14 protein-coding genes, 2 rRNA genes and 1 riboswitch are annotated in these 22570 nt (G+C 37.0%); of the genes, 9 read left to right on the top strand and 7 right to left on the bottom strand.

Annotation, left to right across the window (positions count from 1 at the left end; genetic code table 11):
• The first annotated feature begins 317 nt into the window (after positions 1–317).
• Positions 318–3079, top strand: a 23S ribosomal RNA gene (locus FNJ88_RS02925).
• A gap of 181 nt (positions 3080–3260) precedes the next feature.
• Positions 3261–3368: ribosomal RNA gene (gene rrf, locus FNJ88_RS02920) — 5S ribosomal RNA — on the top strand.
• Positions 3369–4066: 698 nt separating this feature from the next.
• On the opposite strand, the gene FNJ88_RS02915 is transcribed toward rrf, so the two are convergent.
• The 4 genes from FNJ88_RS02915 to FNJ88_RS02900 form a co-directional block, all read right to left on the bottom strand.
• Positions 4067–6211, bottom strand: a complete 2145-nt coding sequence (locus FNJ88_RS02915) for a S9 family peptidase (RefSeq protein ID WP_143851665.1) — start codon at positions 6209–6211, stop codon at positions 4067–4069.
• Positions 6212–6274: 63 nt separating this feature from the next.
• Positions 6275–7243, bottom strand: a complete 969-nt coding sequence (locus FNJ88_RS02910; RefSeq protein WP_143851664.1) for a phosphatase PAP2 family protein — start codon at positions 7241–7243, stop codon at positions 6275–6277.
• 1 nt (position 7244) lies between these two features.
• A complete protein-coding gene (locus FNJ88_RS02905) occupies positions 7245–7823 on the bottom strand; it encodes a phosphatase PAP2 family protein (protein WP_185145849.1) in 579 nt (192 codons plus the stop codon).
• Between the two features lie 352 nt (positions 7824–8175).
• Positions 8176–9804 carry an acyl-CoA carboxylase subunit beta gene (locus FNJ88_RS02900; protein ID WP_143851662.1) on the bottom strand — a complete coding sequence of 543 codons (1629 nt, stop codon included), beginning with the start codon at positions 9802–9804 and terminating at the stop codon, positions 8176–8178.
• A gap of 321 nt (positions 9805–10125) precedes the next feature.
• On the opposite strand from FNJ88_RS02900, the gene FNJ88_RS02895 reads away from it, so the two are divergent.
• From FNJ88_RS02895 to FNJ88_RS02885, 3 genes are all read left to right on the top strand, one after another.
• The gene (locus tag FNJ88_RS02895) at positions 10126–11016 is read left to right on the top strand and encodes a DMT family transporter (RefSeq protein ID WP_143851661.1); all 891 of its coding nucleotides are present in this window, start codon (positions 10126–10128) and stop codon (positions 11014–11016) included.
• On the top strand, positions 11016–12098 hold the full coding sequence (locus FNJ88_RS02890; RefSeq protein WP_143851660.1) for a PorV/PorQ family protein: 1083 nt from the start codon (positions 11016–11018) through the stop codon (positions 12096–12098). Before FNJ88_RS02895 ends, FNJ88_RS02890 begins: the two co-directional genes overlap by 1 nt.
• Before the next feature lie 107 nt (positions 12099–12205).
• Positions 12206–12982: a hypothetical protein gene (locus tag FNJ88_RS02885; protein WP_143851659.1), complete on the top strand. Its 777-nt coding sequence runs from the start codon at positions 12206–12208 to the stop codon at positions 12980–12982.
• Positions 12983–12985: 3 nt separating this feature from the next.
• On the opposite strand, the gene uvrC is transcribed toward FNJ88_RS02885, so the two are convergent.
• Together uvrC and FNJ88_RS02875 are read right to left on the bottom strand one after the other, a co-directional pair.
• Positions 12986–14779 (bottom strand): excinuclease ABC subunit UvrC, encoded by a 1794-nt coding sequence (uvrC, locus tag FNJ88_RS02880; RefSeq protein WP_143851658.1) that lies wholly within the window; start codon positions 14777–14779, stop codon positions 12986–12988.
• Positions 14780–14885: 106 nt separating this feature from the next.
• On the bottom strand, positions 14886–16700 hold the full coding sequence (locus tag FNJ88_RS02875; RefSeq protein ID WP_143851657.1) for a hypothetical protein: 1815 nt from the start codon (positions 16698–16700) through the stop codon (positions 14886–14888).
• A 176-nt stretch (positions 16701–16876) separates the two neighbouring features.
• On the opposite strand from FNJ88_RS02875, the gene hutH reads away from it, so the two are divergent.
• The 3 genes from hutH to FNJ88_RS02860 all read left to right on the top strand — a co-directional run bounded on the left by hutH (position 16877) and on the right by FNJ88_RS02860 (position 20760).
• Positions 16877–18367 carry a histidine ammonia-lyase gene (hutH, locus tag FNJ88_RS02870; RefSeq protein ID WP_143851656.1) on the top strand — a complete coding sequence of 497 codons (1491 nt, stop codon included), beginning with the start codon at positions 16877–16879 and terminating at the stop codon, positions 18365–18367.
• 137 nt (positions 18368–18504) lie between these two features.
• A complete protein-coding gene (locus FNJ88_RS02865; protein ID WP_143851655.1) occupies positions 18505–19080 on the top strand; it encodes a hypothetical protein in 576 nt (191 codons plus the stop codon).
• Positions 19081–19222: 142 nt separating this feature from the next.
• Positions 19223–19328, top strand: a riboswitch (SAM riboswitch).
• A 136-nt stretch (positions 19329–19464) separates the two neighbouring features.
• The gene (locus FNJ88_RS02860; protein ID WP_143851654.1) at positions 19465–20760 is read left to right on the top strand and encodes an O-acetylhomoserine aminocarboxypropyltransferase/cysteine synthase family protein; all 1296 of its coding nucleotides are present in this window, start codon (positions 19465–19467) and stop codon (positions 20758–20760) included.
• 54 nt (positions 20761–20814) lie between these two features.
• Here the strand turns inward: FNJ88_RS02860 and FNJ88_RS02855 are convergent, their stop codons facing one another.
• Positions 20815–21363, bottom strand: coding sequence for an L-threonylcarbamoyladenylate synthase (locus tag FNJ88_RS02855; protein ID WP_143851653.1), 549 nt, complete (start codon positions 21361–21363; stop codon positions 20815–20817).
• A 144-nt stretch (positions 21364–21507) separates the two neighbouring features.
• On the opposite strand from FNJ88_RS02855, the gene FNJ88_RS02850 reads away from it, so the two are divergent.
• The gene (locus tag FNJ88_RS02850) at positions 21508–22527 is read left to right on the top strand and encodes an LLM class flavin-dependent oxidoreductase (protein ID WP_143851652.1); all 1020 of its coding nucleotides are present in this window, start codon (positions 21508–21510) and stop codon (positions 22525–22527) included.
• Positions 22528–22570: the final 43 nt, after the last annotated feature.

Below are 22570 nucleotides of genomic sequence, written 5' to 3'. Positions count from 1 at the left end.
CGGAAAGAAGCAAGAATAGAAGATATTTATAATACAGAATAGAATTATGCCGAAAGGAGGCAAAACGACCTAAGGAATTAGGGAGTTTGATAGGATCGAACCTATCTTATTCACAGTTTTGAAGGACTGATTTAAAAGTTACGGATGGAGCCAAAAACACATCTGTTCATCAGTATTACAAAAAGAGATAAGATCATTGACATTAACGATAAGAACATCACAAAGAGAAAACCGAGCACTTTCGAGTGCCGAGTTTAAATAAAACTAGTCTTAACACTTAGGTGTTAGACAAAAAACTGAACTAATATATTATTAGGAAAGAAATCGTTAAGGGCGTATGGCGGATGCCTAGGCTTTCAGAGGCGAAGAAGGACGTGGTAAGCTGCGAAAAGCTGCGGGGATCGGCACACACGAATTGATCCGCAGATGTCCGAATGGGGCAACCCGGCTGGTTGAAGACCAGTCACTCTAAATTTATTTAGAGAGCAAACCCGGAGAACTGAAACATCTAAGTACCCGGAGGAAAAGAAATCGAAGAGATTCCGTAAGTAGCGGCGAGCGAAAGCGGATTAGCCCAAAAGCTTTTATATGTTTAATAGAATGTTCTGGAAAGAACAGCCATAGAGGGTGATAGCCCCGTATATGAAAGGCATATTTGAGTGATAAATGAGTAGGGCGGGACACGTGAAATCCTGTTTGAATATGGGGGGACCATCCTCCAAGGCTAAATACTCCTGAAAGACCGATAGTGAACAAGTACTGTGAAGGAAAGGTGAAAAGCACTTCGAATAGAAGGGTGAAAGAGAACCTGAAACCGTACGCCTACAAGCGGTCGGAGCCCACAAGTTGGGTGACGGCGTGCCTTTTGCATAATGAGCCTACGAGTTAATTTTACTAGCGAGCTTAAGTACTTCAGGTACGGAGGCGGAGCGAAAGCGAGTCTGAATAGGGCGCTTAGTTAGTAGGATTAGACGCGAAACCTTGTGATCTACCCATGGGCAGGTTGAAGCTTTGGTAACACAAAGTGGAGGACCGAACCGGTTGACGTTGAAAAGTCTTCGGATGACTTGTGGGTAGGGGTGAAAGGCCAATCAAACTGGGAGATAGCTCGTACTCCCCGAAATGCATTTAGGTGCAGCGTTGCGACAAGTTTATTAGAGGTAGAGCTACTGATTGGATGCGGGGAGTCAAATCCTACCAATTCCTGACAAACTCCGAATGCTAATAAATGTTTCGCAGCAGTGAGGGCATGGGTGCTAAGGTCCATGTCCGAGAGGGAAAGAACCCGGACCAACAGCTAAGGTCCCCAAATCTATACTAAGTTGAAATAACGCGGTTGAACTGCATTGACAGCTAGGATGTTGGCTTGGAAGCAGCCATTCATTTAAAGAGTGCGTAACAGCTCACTAGTCGAGCGGTTCGGCATGGATAATAATCGGGCATAAGTATAGTACCGAAGCTATGGATTTATAATTTTGAATTATATCTGGTAGGGGAGCATTCTGTTTGCACAGAAGCAGTATCGTGAGATGTTGTGGAGCGGACAGAAAAGAAAATGTAGGCATAAGTAACGATAAAGCGGGCGAGAAACCCGCTCACCGAAAGACTAAGGTTTCCTCAGCCATGCTAATCAGCTGAGGGTTAGTCGGGACCTAACGCGAACCCGAAAGGGGAAGTGGATGGACATAGGGTTAATATTCCCTAACTTGCTCACACTAAAAAGGGGACGGAGTGCCGTACTTACTGGAGACTGACGGAATAGTCAAGACCTAGCCTTCGGGCGAAGTTGTTGTAGGGAAAGTGCTTCCAAGAAAAGCCGAAGTGAAGCAACCCGTACCAAAACCGACACAGGTAGTCGAGGAGAGAATCCTAAGGTGCTAGAGTGAATCATGGTTAAGGAACTAGGCAAAATAGTCTCGTAACTTCGGAAGAAGGGACGCCAGCAGCAATGCTGGCCTCAGTAAAGAGGCCCAGGCGACTGTTTATCAAAAACACAGGACTCTGCTAAATCGAAAGATGCTGTATAGGGTCTGACACCTGCCCGGTGCTGGAAGGTTAAGGAAGGTTGTTAGCGTAAGCGAAGCAATTAACTGAAGCCCCAGTAAACGGCGGCCGTAACTATAACGGTCCTAAGGTAGCGAAATTCCTTGTCGGGTAAGTTCCGACCTGCACGAATGGTGTAACGATCTGGGCACTGTCTCAACCATGAGCTCTGTGAAATTGTAGTCTCGGTGAAGATGCCGAGTACCCGCAATGGGACGAAAAGACCCTGTGAACCTTTACTATAACTTCGTATTGACTTTGAATAAACAATGTGTAGGATAGGTGGGAGGCTTTGAAGCTGGCACGCTAGTGTCGGTGGAGCCAATGTTGAAATACCACCCTTTGTTTATTTGGAGCCTAACTTCTCACAAGGAAGGACACTGCGTGGTGGGTAGTTTGACTGGGTGGTCGCCTCCAAAAGAGTAACGGAGGCTTTCAAAGGTACCCTCAGCACGCTTGGTAACCGTGCGTAGAGTGTAATGGCATAAGGGTGCTTGACTGTGAGACCTACAAGTCGATCAGGTGCGAAAGCAGGACATAGTGATCCGGTGGTTCCGTATGGAAGGGCCATCGCTCATAGGATAAAAGGTACTCCGGGGATAACAGGCTAGTCTCCCCAAGAGCTCATATCGACGGGGAGGTTCGGCACCTCGATGTCGGCTCGTCACATCCTGGGGCTGGAGAAGGTCCCAAGGGTTGGGCTGTTCGCCCATTAAAGTGGCACGCGAGCTGGGTTCAGAACGTCGTGAGACAGTTCGGTCTCTATCTATTGCGGGCGTTAGATGTTTGAGAGGGCTTGAATCTAGTACGAGAGGACCGATTTGAACAAACCTCTGGTGTATCAGTTGTTCCGCCAGGAGCACCGCTGAGTAGCTACGTTTGGAAAGGATAAGCACTGAAAGCATATAAGTGCGAAACCTGCCTCAAGATGAGACATCTTTTAAGGGTCGTTGGAGATGACAACGTTGATAGGCTATAGGTGTAAAGGCAGTAATGTCATAGCCGAGTAGTACTAATTACCCGTAGATTTATTGCCTAATTAAGGCACTCGACAGTGCAACAAGGTTTGCTCTTTGTGAACGTTTTTATCGATTTTTTTAGTTAGACTAAAAGAACCAAGATTAAAGAAGCAAGACACTTATGTCTTTTATCTTTCTTCTATTCTCTTTTATCTACTAATAACATATACTGTACATCCTTTTGTACAAAACAGCCTTTAGGGTGGTTTTAGCAGAGGGGCTCACCTGTTCCCATTCCGAACACAGAAGTTAAGCCCTCTAGCGCCGATGGTACTGCTAACGCGGGAGAGTAGGTCGCCGCCAGTTTTTTATCCGCCACGGCGGACACAGAAGCTCATCAATTTATTTTGATGAGCTTTTTTTGTGATCAGTAATCAATATCAAAATCGAGGAATTAGAAAAATAAGCAATAATGGTATTTGGAAGTAGATCTTCTCGGCTAGCAGAATCTATTTTTCTGTAATGATGCCAAAGAAATCGACGGAATTAAAGACTTAATATTTTAACGGTAGAAAAGCATGAAATTATGACTATGGACACAAGATAGTTGCGTGTTGATAGCTTCGTTAAATTGTGATCAGTTTCGATTTTTTCCAAGTGGTTTTGGAATATTAAATGAATAATTCCTATTAAATTAATTTTTAGAGAATATCGTTAGTTAAGTCTTGGCAGTTATATTTTCCTGTTTTTGCCAATAGGACTAATCAATTTTTTATTGTTTTCTTATTATAAAATGTGAGAAATTAATGTATTCTCATCAATAATCATAATAATGGAGACTGCATCGGTTGCAGACAGGATTAAACATTAGTACGGGATTGTTTTTAACAGTGATACTGATCTAATAAAAATCAAAAGATATTATCTAAATCTTATTATTTAGGAGGGAAAATTATGATAGAACTACCGAACGATTCTATTATGTAAAACCTGATTAAATTATCAAACTGAGCCATCACAGGTCCGATTAAGTTTGATAACGTATGAGTATATGAAATAAATATTTATTTCATTAAATATTCATCAAAATAGTCTGTTACTTTTTGCATCAAATGGACACGGTCTTTTCCCAATACATTATGTTCGTGTACTGGATAGACAAAATAGTCGAGCTGAACACTATGATCTACCGCTGCTTTTAAAAACTTCAATGAATGTTGCCAGACCACTACGTTATCTTGCGCTCCATGGATCATTAATAAATGCCCTTTTAGGTTTTGGACTTTATCCAGCAGATTCGCTTTCTTGTAGCCTTCGGGATTATTTTGTGGTGAATCCATATATCTTTCTGTGTACATAATTTCATACATATTCCAATCTATAACTGGTCCTCCTGCGACGGCCACTTTAAAAATATCGGGGTTTTTAAGCATAAAACATGTTGTCATAAATCCACCATAACTCCAACCATGAATTCCTAACTTATCCGCGTCAACATAAGGTAATGATTTCAAGTAATCGACTCCTTTTAACTGATCTTTCATTTCGACTTCACCCGCATTTCTGAATATAGCTTGTTCGAATTTTAGACCTCTGTTGGAGGATCCTCGGCCATCCATTGTAAAAACGATGTATCCTTTTTGCGCCATATATTCATACCATAAATTTCCAGATGCCGGAAAACTATCCGTAATGAGTTGCGCATGTGGGCCGTTATATAAATAAACAATTACCGGATATTTCTTTTCAGCATTAAAATCGATTGGAAGGATAATTTTTCCAAATAATTGAGTTCCGTCTTCGGCTTTTAAGGTTACATTTTTAATTATAGGTCTTTGATAATTTTTTAAAGGGTTTTCTGAGTTTAGGATGTTTTTAGTTTTTAAAGTATGTGTATTTATTAAATTTACTCGTCGTGGGACATTATCACTACTGTAGGTATCGTACAGATAAGTGCCATCTTTGCTTAAAATTCCAGAATGTATTCCTGCACCCTGATCTAGTCTTTGGGTTTTATAATTGGTCCAGTCCAATTTATAAAGATGCTGTTCCAATGGGGATTCCTGCGTCGATACGTATACTATTTCTTTCTTTTTCTCATTAAAGCCAACGATATCTGTTACGAGCCAATTACCTTTGGTTAATTGAGCGATTAATCCTTTTTCGGTATTATAGTGAAATAAATGATTGTAGCCAGTTCGCTGACTTTGCCAAATAAAATCAGTTTTAGAATTAGGTAGAAATAGTAAGGGATGTTGTGGCTCTACATACTTATCTGATTGTTCTTCGAATAATTTTTTAATAAAATTACCTGTAGAGGCATTGTACTGATTCATTTTCATGTCATTCTGATCACGATTCAATACACCTACAAATATCGATTTCGAATCTGGATTCCAGGTAATGGAGGTAAGATATTGTTCTGGATCTCCTTCAATATTAAGAAAATTTTTCGTATTTGTTTTTAAGTCATATACTCCTAAAGTTACATGATGAGAAGGTGTACCTGCCATCGGATACTTGATGTTTTTATTTACGGCTGGCGTTACGCTCCAATCAATAATAGGATAGTCACCCACCATTGTTTGATCCATTCTGTAAAAAGCGATTTTTGACTGATCCGGTGATATGAAAATTCCTTTATTTATACCGAATTCTTGTTGATGTACGGCTTTCCCATTTATAATATTTTCATCTTGATCCGTAGTAATTGCTGTTACTTTTCCGTTTTTGTTTAGAAAAAGATTATTCTTGACGGTATAAACAATACCTTGGTTATTACTTAAAACTTCTGCATTTTCTGCATTGTCATCCAAAACAATCCATTCGTTTACCTTCCAGTCTTTTCCACTGCGCTCAATTCGGAAATATTTTGAATTTTGAGCATAATATCCTTTGTCATCACTAACGAATGTAATTTTAGGAATCGTTTTTAATCTGTTCTCAGGTGAGAGATCTTTATTTAATTGATGCAGTGAAACTAAAGTATCCTGTCGTAACGTTGAAATCTCCGTTTTCAGATAGCTGTTTTTCGCAGATTGATAGAAATATTTATTGTCATCTGACCAGGAGAATTGTGATATGTTTTTTACTGCAAGATTGCTTCGTAAACCATTAACAGCTTCAGCGATACTAAATTTTTGATTTTGTGCAAAGTGAAAACTTCCGCTAAGAAGCAGTACAAATAAAGAAAGTTTAGAGAATTTCATTTCCTATTAATTTAGTAGCTAAAAATAAGAAATTAAAACTGATTTTGTTAAGACAATGTTAAATTAAAAGCTAAGCGTCATTCCTACCGTTTGCACTCCATATAAATTAGAAGCTGCAATATTGAATTTATACTTCTTCTGCGCTAGTTCATTTGTATTATTCGTTTTTTTTATCATTGCGTTTTTTGCAATATTTTTACCAATAAGATAACCGATTAGGATAGCGATTGGATAATCTGAAGCCCAGTGTACCTTGCTTTGAACCATTTCAAAACTCATTAATCCCATTAAAGTGAAACCAAGTGGTTTAATCCACCTTATTTCTGGATAGTTTTCCGCTAAAACAATCCACGCGGCAATTCCGGTTGTTAAGTGTCCGGAAGGCATTGCATCATATTTTGAAGTGTTTTCCTGATAAGCAGAAAATGAGGGCATAAATTTCCAGGTGCTATGATTACGATCTGAACTGGATGTTTCAAAAGGACTTTCTCTTCCGGTGATTCTCTTGAGAGGTTGAGAAAAAAGCCCAGATAATAGAATGCTTTGTACCAACTGCATCGATGTGCTTTGCGCTCTATAATCATTAACTATTAATCCGTAAGTTGCTAAACCTGTTCCTATCAAAATAAAAGTGGTTCCGTTTCCCATGAAATAAACAAAGGAACCAGCATCTCCCGGAACTATTTTTAAAGGTCCTAAGTTGGAATAAGAGTGATCCTCGCTAAAACCGATATTATTTCCTAATTTTCTGCTTGTTTGTATAATTGCGGGATCCAAGGGCAGTAATGCAATGGTAGATGCTAATGCTGCTACTGAATATCCAAAAATATCTTTAGAAACAACATCTTTGCCTACTCCAATAAAATTTGTTGGAATTTTTCTGTAAAGATCAGATATTTTCGGTTTTGGATAAATTAAAGTGGTATTTTCTGAAACCTGAAATTCCTGCGCCTTTATCTGAATTGTTGAGTCTGTCTGTGAAAAAAGAGTTGTTGAACATAACAATCCTAATAGCATTAAATAACTACTCATCCTAATAAATTTTCGCAAACGGATCGGTGGTACTTCTGTGTTGAGTCCATTTGTATTGATGGGTCCAGTAAGCGACTTTCATCGATAGAATACCTAAACCGGCACCAAAAAGCACATCAGATAGATAGTGTTTGTTATTGGCAATTCGCATAACACCAACGGTAGAAGCTACGCCGTAGGCTGCATAAGGAACCCATTGGTAATTCTCTCCATATTCTATAGCAAGCATAGTTGCCCCCGAAAAAGCTTGTGCTGTGTGACCAGAAGGAAACGATAAGGCACTCCCGTCGGGTCGAGTTTCTTTGAAAGTAGTTTTCAGAATATAAACCAATCCTAAATTGATAAATTGGCCTTTCATTAAAATGGCAGTACGGTTTTTCCAATCTGTTTTTGGTTTCATTCCGCCGATTTCAAAAGCATAGATTGCTACAAAAGGAAGCAACTGTATATAATCATCAGCATGATTTTCAAAGTTCAAAAGATGCTCGTCTCTTTCTGCATGCATTTTATTGTTCCATGATTTTTGACTATGACCGCTGGCAGCAACTCCAGTAAGCATTAATCCCAGAGGAACGTACATTTTTTTGTATTGAAATTCGAGGCGGTTACTTTCGGTTCGTAAAGAATCTCTTTTTTGTGCAAAATTTATACAACTAAATAACAGAAATACATAGAATAAGTAAATTTTTTTCATCAGCGATCAGTTTTTTACAAATATAAATTTATTTAATCAATACAATGTGTTAATTTATAAAGAAAATTAACCATCTTGTTTTACTAAGGTACAAAGGTTGTTTTTAAATAAATTAAATCCGTCAATTTCATCGTTAAATGATTCAAATTACCTGGAAAGCAAAATTTATTTTTTAAAACAAAAGGGTCACTTTTGTAAGTAACCCTTCAATTTAAAATTATGTTTTCCGATATTTTAATTAAACTTGAATAATTCCTAAATTAAATTTTTCTTTAATAGGGGAATGATTCGCAGCTTCTATTCCCATAGAAATCCATTTTCTGGTATCAATCGGATTGATAATCGCGTCAGTCCATAACCTTGCAGCTGCATAAGTCGGTTCTGTTTGTTTTTGGTATCTTTTAGAAATAGTATCCAGGATTTCCTGATTTTCTTCCTCCGAAATTACGTTTCCTTGCTTCTTCAACGTGGAAGTTTGAATTTGAGCTAAAACTTTAGCAGCCTGACTGCCTCCCATTACCGCGAGATCTGCCCATGGCCAAGCCACAATTAATCGGGGATCATAAGCTTTTCCACACATTGCATAATTACCAGCTCCATAGGAGTTTCCTGTGATAACTGTAAACTTAGGTACAACTGAGTTAGCAACCGCGTTCACCATTTTTGCTCCGTCTTTGATAATTCCACCATGTTCAGATTTAGATCCAACCATAAATCCGGTTACGTCTTGCAAGAAAATTAAAGGAATCTTTCTTTGGTTACAATTGGCAATAAACCGAGTTGCTTTATCAGCTGAATCAGAGTAAATTACACCACCAAATTGCATCTCTCCTTTACCACTTTTTACCAACTTTCTTTGATTAGCGACTATACCTACACTCCAACCATCAATTCTGGCAGTGGCACAAATAATCGTTTTCCCGTAGTCAGCTTTATATTCTTCGTATTCTGAATTATCAACTAAACATTTGATAATATTAAATGTATCATACTGGTCGGCTCTGGAAACGGGCATGTGTCCAAAAATGTTTTCTATATTTTCTTTTGGTGGCGAACTGTCAATTCTGTTAAAACCTGCAGTTTCATAACTGCCGATAGATTTCATGATATTTTTGATGCGGTCGAGCGCATCTTTGTCATCTTTAGCTTTATAATCTGTTACACCAGAAATTTCGCAGTGCGTAGTTGCACCGCCCAACGTTTCATTATCAATATTTTCTCCGATTGCTGCTTTCACTAAATAGCTACCGGCTAAAAAGATGGAGCCTGTTTTATCAACAATCATCGCTTCATCGCTCATAATAGGTAAGTAAGCACCACCTGCAACACAACTTCCCATCACCGCGGAGATCTGGGTGATTCCCATGGAACTCATTTTTGCATTATTTCTAAAAATTCGGCCAAAATGTTCTTTATCAGGAAAAATTTCGTCCTGCATTGGTAGGTAAACTCCTGCAGAATCAACTAAATAAATAATTGGAAGTCTGTTCTCCATTGAGATTTCCTGAGCACGTAAATTCTTTTTCGCCGTAATAGGAAACCAAGCTCCTGCTTTCACGGATGCGTCATTAGCCACCACCAAACATTGCTTTCCAGAAACGTAGCCCATTTTTACGACAACTCCTGCACTGGGGCAACCGCCATGTTCTTCATACATTTCGTATCCGGCAAAAGCGCCGATTTCAATAGAATCAGAACCTTTGTCTAGAAGGTAGTCAATTCTCTCGCGAGCGGTCAATTTACCTTGGTCTCTTTGCTTTTGTAATTTATTCTCGCCGCCACCTTTTTTTATTTCAGTCAATAAAGTATTGATAGCAGCAAGCTTTAATTTATTTTGATCTTCTCTTTTGTTAAATTCTAAATTCATAAGGGCAAAAAATTTGGTTTAAAGGTAAGATTTTTTAAAATAATATGATCTAAAACATCGCATAGGATTAATGATTTGAGTTTCAGAAAATTATTTAATAAATAAATTTTTTATACGAAAAATAAATCCCGGCATTATCCGTTAAAAAAGCAATGGGATCTTTTTAGAATTCCCCAGCGTAGTTTATTTTTAATAGTTTATTATTTAAAGACCCTAAAAGTTGATAAGATTTTTAGGGTTTTTTGATGAAAATCAGGCGTTTAAATTCGTTAAAAATAGAAATTGGATTTGTAGCTTTGCAAAACTTAATAATTATAAATAGTGTTCAAAAACTCTGCTCTTTTTCGTCTTCATCTAATTGTTTTCCTTTGGGGTTTTACCGCAATTTTAGGTAAATTAATTCATGCAAATGCCCATATCTTGTCCTTTTACCGGATGTTATTTGCTGCTTTTTTTCTATTTGTTTTTATTCGTTTTTTCAAAAAGGAAAGTCTCAAAGTTTCTAAGAAATTATTCATTCAACTATCGGTTATTGGTGGGTTCATGGCATTTCACTGGTTTTGTTTTTTTTACTCGATCAAAGTTTCAAATGTTTCAATAGCATTAAGTTGCCTGTCGCTATCCACGTTATTTGCAGCTATTCTTGAACCGATTATTTTTAAAAGAAAAGTTGATGTTTCTGAAGTAGTGATGGGCGTGGTGATTGTGATTTGTATGGGGTTAATTTTCAAGACTGAATTTCACTATAAGGAAGGAATTTTTTATGGGATTTTAACGGCGTTGTTCGGAACAGTTTTTTCTGTTTTTAATGGTAAGATATTTGGTAAAACAAGTTCTGGCAATATTATTTTCTATGAAATATTTTCTGGATGTATTATATTGTCGGTCTTTTATTTGTTAACGGGACAAATTACTACCCTAAACGAAATAAGCGGTCGTGATCTGACGTTAATTGTAATATTAGCAAGTGTATTTACTGCTTTTCCGATGTTAGAATCTGTGAATTTAATGAAATATATTTCCCCATTTACTTTAATTCTAACTGTAAATTTAGAACCGGTTTATGGGATTATTCTAGCTTTTTTTATCTTTGGAGAATCGGAGCAAATGAGTCCTATATTTTATGGAGCTTCATTAATTATGATATTGGCTATCATTGTAAATGGAGTTCTGAAAGCGCGAAAAAGCACAGCTATTAAAGCACCAAATTGATGAAAAAATTATTCATGGTCATTTTATTAGTTTCAGGGTTTTCCTCTGAAGCTCAAATCATACGAAAATATTCGAATGAATTTTTAAACATCGGTGCTGGTGCGCGAGGATTAGCGATGGGCGGAGCAGTAATTTCCAATCAAAATGACGTTTATTCGCCCATGTGGAATCCTGCCGGATTAGTTGGCGTAGACCGCGATTGGCAAGGTGCAGCGATGCACGCGGAATATTTTGAATCGATTGCAAAATATGATTATATAGCTTATGCAAAACCATTGGATAACAAAGGTGGTGTATTTGCAATCTCTCTGGTGCGTCTCGGTGTTGATAATATCCTTAATACCACCCAGTTAATTGATCCCGAAGGTAATATTGACTATGATAAGATTACCAGCTTTTCGCAATCTGATTATGCTGCTTTAATTTCGTACGCTTTTCACCCAAATGATAATCAAAAATTAGACGTAGGCGTCAATGCCAAATTAGTTTATAGAAATGTAGGTAAATTTGCGAGTGGCTATGGATTTGGATTTGATATTGGAGCGATCTATCATGATGATAATGGCTGGAATTATGGAGCGGTTTTAAAAGATGCAACCACAACAGTTAACTTTTGGACAGTTAATCAAAAAGAACTTTCAGCGGTGGTGAATGGCGAAGAATTTAATCCTGCTCCGAAAGATAAGCTGGAATTAACATTGCCAAAATTAAATGTTGGATTAAGTCGTAATTTTGAAATTAATCGGGATTTGGAACTCTTGCCAGAAGCTGGCGTTAATATTGATTTTGCAAAAACTGCCGCATTGATTTCTACTGATTTTGCTAGTGTTACTCCTTATGCCGGTGCAGAACTCAAATTTCAAGATATGGTTTTTGTAAGAGTTGGGATCAATAAATTTCAAACAGTTACTGATATTGAAAACTTAAAACGCAAAGTTTCCTTTCAGCCCAGTGCTGGCATTGGGATTAAGTATCAAGGTTTAACACTCGATTATGCAATAACCAATTCAGGAATCGGCGGATCTAACTTCTATTCTAACTTCTTTTCCCTAAAACTTGATATGGGAAATTTTAGAAATTAGAGTGCTTCAAAATTCGATTCCATTTTATTTAAATCGTAATTAATTCATTTCTGATTTAATCCAAGATTTAGAGATAAATGCATAGCTTCACCTTTAAATAAAAAATCATGAAAAAGCTTTTCCAAATTTTCTCAATATTTTTAGCAATTGCTTTGTACGGGCAAAAAACTTCAGATTATCAATTTATTGTGATTCCAGAAAAATTTAATGATATAAAAGCGAATAAATATGGTCTCAAAGACATGTTAATCAAGGTGTTAAAAGTTAAAAAATACACTATCGTTCAAGAAAATTCGGGAAATAACCTTTGTAATATGCTAAAAGCAGAGGTTATGGATACAGGTAATCTCTTTTCAAATAAAGTGAAAATTGAATTTAAGGATTGTAAAGATAAATCTATCGGTATTTTTGAAGGAAGATCAAGTTTAAAAGATTTCGAACCTGGGATGCAAGATGCATTAGAAGTTGCTACCCGTACCATCTCAAACTCAAATCCGAAAGAAATGGTGGAAGATAAAGTGACACCCAACTCTTCATACCCACTAGGAAATACAGCTCAAACTACCATCGAAAATGATATAGATAAAAATCTAACTGAAATAGGTCGGAAAGAAGGCCGAAAATCTATCCAAAATTTAGAAGTTTATACCAATGGTAATTTAATCCTTAATAAAATTTATTTGAGTAAGGGTGAATTTGTTTTAACACATTCCGATAATTCAGCTCCTTACGCCATGTTTAAACCTTCCACGAAAAAAGAGGTATATCGCGTCCAACTGGCTGATGGAACCACAACTTTAGGTTATTTTGAGGATAGTAAAATTGTAGTGGAATTAGCGAATGCTGATGGAAGCTATAGGAAAGAAGTTTTTTCGCAAAAATAAAATTTAGTTTGGGTTAAAATAATCCCAAACGATTCTGCCTTTTGATTTGCCGAGAATTTCTTCTAAAATTTCTAAATTTGATTCTTTAATTCTTTTTACTGATTTCAGTTTATGAAGCAATAATTCAATCGTTTTTTCGCCAACACCAGGGATTTCGTCGAGTTCTGATTTTATAGTTGAGTTAGTTCTTCTTGCCCGGTGATGTTTTACTCCGAAGCGGTGGGATTCATCACGAACTCTTTGTAGAATTTTCAAAGTCTCAGATTTTTTGTCGAGATATAACGGGATAGAATCTTCTGGAAAGTAGATTTCTTCCAGGCGCTTCGCAATTCCTATAATGGTAATTTTCCCATATAATCCAAGTAATTTCAAACTTTTCACTGCGGACGAAAGTTGCCCTTTTCCACCATCTATTAAAATCAATTGAGGCAATGCGTCACCTTCATCTAAAAGTCTTTTGTACCGTCGATAAATAACTTCCTCCATGGTTTTATAGTCATCAGGCCCTACTACAGTCTTAGGGTGAAAAATTCGGTAATCACCTTTGCTTGGTTTTCCATCTTTAAAAACAACACATGCTGAAACTGGATTCGTACCCTGAATATTTGAATTGTCAAAACCTTCAATGTGACGTGGCTCAACAGGCATCCGCAATAATTTTTGCATTTCGGCCATGATTCGGTTGGTATGTCTTTCCGGATCGACGATCTGAACCTGTTTAAGTTTCTCAATACGATATTCTTTCGCATTTTTCTCAGAAAGTTCTACAATTCGTTTCTTGTCCCCAACTTTCGGAACGATCAGTTTAACATTAGGAATTTCAACAGACAAGTGGAAAGGAATGAGTATTTCTTTAGAATCAGAATTAAATTTCTGACGAATTTCAATCATCGCTTCCTCCAACATATCCTCATCCGACTCTTCTAAAATTTTCTTTATTTCTGTGGTGAAACTTTGGACAATACTTCCATTTTGTATTTTAAAGTAGTTAATGTAAGCTGCAGTTTCGTCGCTTGTCATTCCGAAAACATCTACATCATGGATGCTTGGATTAACCACCGTATGCTTGTGCTGGTAATCATCAAGAAGATCCATTCTTTCTTTGATCATTTGTGCACTTTCGAACTCCAAATTTTCAGCTAAACTCATCATCTGCTCAATCAGATATTCTTTAGCTATCCGAAAATCTCCTTTTATAATACCACGTATGGCGTCGATCTTTTTATCATAGCTTTCTTTCATTTCGAGCATCTCACAAGGACCTTCGCAATTTTTAATATGATATTCCAGGCAAACCTTATATTTTCCTTCAGCGATTTTTTTTGGTGAAAGATTTAAATTGCAGGTTCTTATTTTATAAATATGCTTAATGGTATCCAGTAAAATCTTTGCAGGACGGACTTTTGCGTAAGGTCCATAATATTCAGAACCATCTTTAATACGGTTTCGGGTCATAAATACCCTAGGAAAATCTTCATTTTTAATGCAGATCCAAGGGTACGATTTGTCGTCCTTCAACATCACATTGTAGAATGGCTTATGTGCTTTTATTAAATTATTTTCAAGCAATAGTGCATCATATTCGCTATTCACTACCGTTGTTTCCAAACGGTTGATTTTGCTGACCATCACTCTGGTACGGGAACCAGCTTGGTTTTTATTAAAGTAGGAAAGAACTCGTTTTTTTAAATTTTTGGCTTTCCCAACATATAGCAACTGATTATTCTTATCGTAATACCGATAAACACCAGGATCAGCGGGTAAAGTTTTTAATTGAAGTTCGAGTTCAGAATTCATAATACAAAAATACGGATTTTGCTTTGTATCCGTAGGAAAGAACTGATCAAAAAAAATCAGTCTTCCAGGAGATGAAAGACTGTTATAAAAAATGCATGTTTTTATTTTAAACCATTTTGACTTCAGGAATTTCAAGATTCATGATCTGTCTCTTGTAATCAGCCAACTGCTGCTCAATAACAGCATAATTATTTTTGAAGAAATTTGTTGCCGCGAATAAGTTCTCATAATAAGTAACTCCATCGATCAAGTTATTTTTGAACGTTTTCCATTTTTTGACCTGAGCATTATTTAAGATATTGGTGTATTCTTCAATTTCATTTTTCAGAAAATTTACATATAATTTCAATTCATTGATAAATACGTTTGGACGCTTTGTATCAGGAATGATGTTGATACTTCCGTAAATGTGTTTTAGCATATCGGAAAGAGAAACTTCTTTGTCAAAATATGCCAAATTAGGACCAGGGCAAACTACAACTCCTTGTTTTTCCCCTTTAATCGGAATCTCATTTTCAAGATAAGAAGAGTTGACCAGGCCAACACAAAGACAAGATTTCTCCGTTATTTTATTTTTTCTTTTTTCATATTCATGGATATTGATTTCCGCTTTTGAAACTTCCAAATCGGCTAATTTTACTTGTTGGTATTTACGTGAAGCGGTGCAGATTCCTTCAGGTCCAAACTCTTTGCTTAGAGCGAGATACTTCTTTGGACAAGAACTTCCTGCTTTGTCTTTGGAAATTTTATCTTTTTTTAAGAATTCATTTGTTGTCCCTTTTATGGTATTAAACGGAATGCCCAACGGCGAGATATTACTAAGGTAATAATCTTCTTCTTTGGATTTCGATAATAATTTGCGGGTTTCCGGATCAACAGACGTAGCTTCCGGAACTAATAAAAAGGGCGAACCCCACCCAATACTGTCTACTTGGTAATTTTCTAATAAAAATTCATGTTCTTCCGCAGTTCCAACGCCACCTTGAACAGTTATTTTCATATCCATCGGGTGAGTTGGATAGCATAATCCTTTTAAAGTCAACGCATTGTTCATTAACTCGTGAGCAGAAGCAATCAATTCGTTTTTTTTCTGTTTGAATTCTTCCATGATCGGTCCTAATAACAAACCATCGGTAGCAAAAGCGTGTCCTCCACAGTTAAGTCCTGATTCTACGCGATACTCAGAAACCCAAAGTCCTTTTTTGGCTAAGAAGTTTCCTTGGATCATGGCAGATCGGAAATCACTTACTTTTAAGATTATTTTCTTTTTTAATACTCCTTTTTCATTTGGGAAGAAATCAGGGAAAGTTTCGAAATAACTGTACAGGCGAGGATTCATTCCAGCCGACAATACGATAGAAGAAGAAAGCTTGCTGTTAGCAAATCCTCTCAAAGATACATGCGCGTCATTATAAATAACAGGTAACTGTTCTCCTTTTACGAAATTATCTTTATCTACTTTGGTCATTACATTAACGTCAATACTTCCCGGTGAAAGATGACTTTCTAAAAATTTCCAGACATTTTCTGTGAAATTTTCTTTTTGTTCAGCTAAATTTTCTAATCCTTTTTTGAAATCAGACTTATTTGGAAGCATAGCAATATATTGCTGAAGGGATTCTTTACTTTTGCTTAATTCCTGTTTGAATGTATCAAATCTTTCATTGACGACTTCTTGTACCATATCCAAGTACGCCGTAATTCTTTTTGCACGATAATCTTCTACTTTGTTGGAAATTTCTTTGTAGCTAAAATTATTTCTTTTGTGATACAAGCTGTTCATCTTTTCGATGATTTCATCGTCTATGATTGAAATTACGGAAGAAATTCCGTACTGAGCTACCCTTATGGGGCTATCAATTGTATAGGCTAATCCCATTACAGGAATATGAAAATTATGTATCGGTTTCTTTAAATCCATATGAATTGTCGGTTTTTATTAAATGACTATCAAAATTAGAGTTAAATTTTTAATTATGTTGCAGATAATATTTTTTCTTAGCCGTTATCAGTATGATATTTATTAGGAAATAAAAAATAAATCGCTGGATTTTTATACATTCCTAAAAAGGCGTAATTTTAGACAAAATCTTATTCATGAAAATTTACGGTGTAGATACTTTTACAATTGCTGACGTTTTGGAGATCTTGGGAGATCCAAATAAAGCAAAACTTAACAAAGAAGCAAAGGAAAAAATTCTAAGATCTCAGGATAATGTGCGGAAAATTGTAGCATCCGACCGCACGGTTTATGGAATCAATACTGGTTTTGGGCCTTTGTGCGATGTGAAAATATCTGATGAAGAAACAGCTCAGTTACAGTATAATTTAATTATTTCGCACGCAGTAGGGGTTGGGAAACCCATTGCTAAAGAATTATCCAAAGTCATGATGATCGCAAAGATTCATGCTTTATCAAAAGGATTTTCTGGTGTTTCGTTAGACGTAATTGAAAGGCTGCTTTTGATGGTAGAAAAAGATATTATCCCTGTAGTTCCAGAACAGGGCTCAGTGGGTGCATCAGGAGATCTAGCTCCTTTAGCTCATCTGGTTCTGCCTCTTTTGGGTTTAGGCAAAGTTTGGCAAAATGGCGAAATCAAAGAAGCAGGAAAAGTTTTAGAGGAGAATGGTTTAAAGGCTTTGCAATTGGGTCCAAAAGAAGGTTTAGGATTAATCAATGGGACCCAATTTATTTTGGCGCATGCGATTTTAGGTCTCAATAAATTTGAGTATTTACTCGATCTGGCAGATTTAACCGCAGCGATGAGTTTAGAAGCCTATCGCGGATCTGAAAGTCCATTTAAAAAAGAACTACACGACATTCGTGCATTTGATGGAAGTAAAAAAGTTGCCGCCAGAATGAGGAAGTTTTTAAAGAATTCCGAGAACATGAAAAGCCACGAATACTGCGACAGGGTTCAGGATCCTTATTCGATGCGTTGTGTGCCACAAGTTCATGGTGCCAGTCGGAATGCTTTCGAGCATTTGAAGAGTCTAGCAGAAATAGAATTGAATTCAGTTACAGATAATCCTATTGTTCTAAGTGCCGAAGAGTCGATATCAGGAGGTAATTTCCACGGCCAACTATTGGCTCTACCTTTAGATTATGCGACTTTAGCAGTTGCTGAACTTGGAAATATTTCTGATCGAAGAAGTTATCTTCTTTTAGAGGGTAAATACGGCTTACCTCGATTGCTGACTGAAAGTTCAGGATTAAATTCAGGATTTATGATCCCTCAATATACATCTGCAGCGTTAGTGACAGAAAATAAAACTTTGTGTTTCCCCGCTTCGGCAGATTCTATCCCAACAAGTTTAGGCCAGGAAGATCATGTTTCGATGGGCAGTATATCGGGGCGAAAGTTCAATCAGGTTTTAGGAAATCTGGAAAATATTTTATCGGTAGAATTGATGTTTGGAGCACAAGGATTAGAATTTAGAAGACCTGCAAAATGTTCGAAATACGTTGAAAATGCCTATGCTTTGGTTCGTACTAAGGTGGCAAAATTAGAAGAAGATCGATTAATCGGTGAGGATATGTTGGCAATCGCGAATTTAATTAGAGAAAGAAAGTTTGAAGTAAATTAAATACGGAAATTATTTTATAAAGTTAAATGAAGTCTGTTTTTTAGAGTAGACCTATAAACGTCCCTTGAGAATTAGCGCTCAAGGGATTTTTGTTGTATGTTTAGATTTTACATTAATAATTGTTATTTAAAAAGGAAATGAAAAAATTATACTTTGTATTATCATTAGTACCTTTACTTTTGGTTTCTCAAGAGCTAAAACCCTCAGAAATTTTTTGGGCAAAACTCCAGGAACATTGTAAGAACGCATATGAAGGAGAAATAACGTCTGGTGGAATAGCAGGTGATGGTTTTACAGGCAAGAAATTAGTAATGCATGTCCGTTCTTGCGAAAAAAATGATATTAGAATTCCATTTTTTGTTGGAGACGATAAGTCACGAACCTGGGTTTTACATAAGAATGATGATAAGATTTTAAGCTTAAAACACGATCACCGAAATCCCGATGGCACCGAGGAGAAATCGACCCAGTATGGTGGTATAAGTTCTAATGTTGGTTTAGAAAATCTTCAAATGTTTCCGGCAGATGCAGGTACTGCCCAATTAATACCGAAAGCCGCAACAAATGTTTGGTGGTTCACGATAGACGAAACCAGCTTTACGTACAATCTTCGAAGAATTGGCAGCGATCGACTGTTCACCGTTCGATTTGATCTAACCAAAACTACTGAGACACCAGCTGCCCCTTGGGGAACGAAAGAACAAATCCACTGAAAAATAGGTGCTTATTTCTATGATTTCAAAGTATTTTTAAAGATAATTAGTATTTTATTATAAAATTTCATTGAGTTTTTGTTTTAAATTAAAAACTTTGTTCTAGATTTGTACCCTTAAAGACGTTCTTTAACAACATCGCAACTTATTCAGAAAAGTGGAGGGAATTGACCCTTTGAAGCTTTGGCAACCTGTTTAGAAATAAATAAGGTGCAAAATTCAACTCGCAAGCGCGGGAAAGATAAGTCAGATATTAAAATTTAGAAAATAGAATTTCTATATATTAAGCTCTTTTGATTTATCGAAAGAGCTTTTTTTATGCTCTTTCGATATTTATTTTCAAAGGATAAGTTGCCAAAAAAATAAAATTAATTATTTAATCATATGAGCAATTTAAAATTTGAAACTTTACAAGTTCACGCCGGTCAAACCGTAGATTCAACCACCAATTCCAGAGCAGTTCCACTGTATCAAACAGCCTGTTATACCTTTGATAATGCAGAACATGCTGCAAACTTATTTGGGTTAAAAGAGTTTGGTAATATCTATACGCGATTAATGAATCCAACCACAGATGTTTTTGAGAAAAGAATGGCTGCTTTGCATGGTGGAGTGGCTGCTTTAGCAACAAGTTCGGGTCATGCAGCTCAATTTCTTGCCCTTACCAATATTTTGCAGCATGGCGATAATTTTGTGAGTTCGCCTTATCTATATGGTGGGAGCTATACTCAGTTCAAAGTTTCTTTTAAAAAATTAGGTATCGAATGCCGTTTTACAGCAGATGACCAGCCAGAAAATTTTGAAGCCTTGATTGACGAGAATACGAAAGCCATCTATTTGGAAACAATTGGAAATCCAAGTTTAAATATTCCGGATTTCGAAGCGATTGCAGAAGTCGCAAAAAGACACAATATTCCTTTAATTGTAGACAATACTTTCGGTGCTGGTGGCTATCTTTTTCAGCCGTTAAAACATGGTGCTAATGTAGTGGTAGAGTCTGCTACCAAATGGATCTGTGGTCATGGAACTTCGATTGGTGGTGTCATTATCGACGGTGGTAATTTCGACTGGGGTAATGGTAGATTTCCTTTATTATCGGAACCTTCTGAAAGTTATCATGGATTGGTTTTTTCAGATGTTTTCGGGAGCAATTCTGATTTTGGAAACATTGCGTTTATCATAAAAGCTAGAGTAGAAGGGTTGCGTGATTTTGGTCCCACTATTTCACCGTTCAATTCATTTCTACTGCTACAAGGTTTAGAAACGCTGTCGCTTCGGTTAGAAAGAACGGTAAGTAATGCGCAAACAATTGCCGAATTTTTGGAAAATCATCCGAAAGTTGAAAAGGTGCTGTATCCAGGATTATCCAGTTTTCCAGATCATGAAAGTGCTAAGAAATACTTAAAAAAAGGATTTGGTGGTGTTTTAAGTTTTGACATCAAAGGTGGAAAAGAATCTGCTGTTAAATTTATTAATCATCTATCCTTAATAAGTCATGTTGCGAATGTTGGCGATTCTAAAACGCTGATCATCAATCCTTCATCCACAACCCACGAGCAGCTTTCTGAATCCGAGCAGCAGAAGGCAGGAATTCGGCCAGGTCAGATTAGATTAAGTGTTGGTATTGAGCATATCGATGATATTATTACTGACTTAGAATCGGGTTTTTCTATTATTTAAAAGGTACTAAAACAAAAAGAGTGAAATTTCACTCTTTTTGTTATCTTATATCATTTATTCTCTTACTACTTTAATTCTTCCGTCCATCCAGAGACGTATAACTGATGATCCAGAAAATTCCGAAACTTTATCTCGATTTTCTTCTGAAACGTAGTCAACAGCATCGATAATTTCTTTTGAAATGTCAGAAAAGCTCATTGGTGATTTTTGCCCGCTTAAATTCGCTGAAGTAGAAACCAGGGGCTTATTGAGTTTTGTAATTATTTTTTTCAGAAACAGATCATCGACCAAACGAATTCCGATACTTCCGTCCTCGGCCAGTAATTCTTTCGGTAGCCCTTTTGGGTTGTCATAAATCAAAGTGATTGGTTTTTCTGATAAGTCCATAAGCTCCCAAGCCATTTCTGGGACTTCAACTATTTCTTGCAGACGTTTCGCAGATTCTACCAGAATGATCATTGACTTGTTTTTCTCCCTTTTTTTAATTTCAAAAATTTTGTTGATCGCTTCAATATTTGTCGCGTCACACCCGATTCCCCAGATCGTATCGGTTGGATAAAGAAGGGTGCCGCCGGCTTTTAGAGTTTCTATGATTTTTTCCATATGTTGTTTTGGTCAATCTTATTGATGATTTACGATTAGCAAAAGTAATTAAAAAAAGAAGGCCAGAACAATGTGGTTCTTATCATTCATCAATGTTTTTAAAGATCATAAAATGTAATTTTGTTCCATCAAAAACTGAACAGTATGGAATTAGGAATAGGAATGTTTGGCGACTTGGCCATCGACCAGCATACCGGAAAATATAAAGATGCAGGAAGTAAGATCCGCGAAATTATAGATCAGATCCAATTAATGGATAAGGTCGGGATCGATGTTTTCGCGATGGGTGAACATCACCGTGCTGATTACGCAGTCTCCTCTCCTGAAATGGTTTTGGCTGCGGCGGCAAGCGTTACCAAGAATATAAAATTAGCGAGTGGCGTAACTGTTTTAAGTTCGTCTGAACCTGTAAAAGTATATCAGGATTTTGCAACGCTGGATCTTATTTCAAACGGACGCGCAGAAATATTTGTCGGTCGCGGCAGTTTCACCGAATCCTTTCCGCTGTATGGCTATTCGCTAAATGATTATGAACAGCTTTTCGATGAAAAACTGGAGCTTTTACTAAAAATAAATTCCGAAGAAAATGTTTCCTGGACCGGGAAACTTCGGGCACCAATGAAAAACCAAACGGTATATCCACGTGCTAAAAATAATGGAAAACTTCCGATATGGAGAGCCGTTGGTGGAACACCACAATCGGTTTTAAGTGCGGCAAAATTAGGAATGCCGCTAATCGTAGCCATTATTGGTGGAATGCCTCTGCAGTTTAAAGGTCTGATTGATTTTTACAAACAGGAATATCTGGCGGCAGGTCATAAAGAATCCGAAATGCAGATCGCTATACATTCACACACCTTTGTCAGCGAGGATCCGAGCGTTATCGAAGGTTATTTCCACAATTATAAAGCACAAATGGATCGGATCGGCTCAACAAGAGGTTGGTCGCCTTACACCAAAATGCAGTACGACGGAGGCCGAAGCAAAGAGGGCGCCTTATTCGTCGGTACCATAGCGGAAGTTGCTGAAAAAATTAATTACCTAAAAGAGATCTTCGGACTCACCCGCTTTATTGGGCATATGGATATTGGTTCACCCGAAAATGATATCATGCGGAAATCGATCCAATTATTTGGTGAAAAAGTGGCGCCATTGGTGAGATAATGAAATGGAAGCGAATAATGGCGGGAATGATCCCGCCTTTTTA

This window comes from Chryseobacterium sp. SNU WT5, assembly GCF_007362475.1.
In the GTDB taxonomy this organism is placed as follows: domain Bacteria; phylum Bacteroidota; class Bacteroidia; order Flavobacteriales; family Weeksellaceae; genus Kaistella.
Note: the sequence above shows the minus strand (reverse complement) of the source record. Positions and strands in the feature narration are given on the sequence as shown.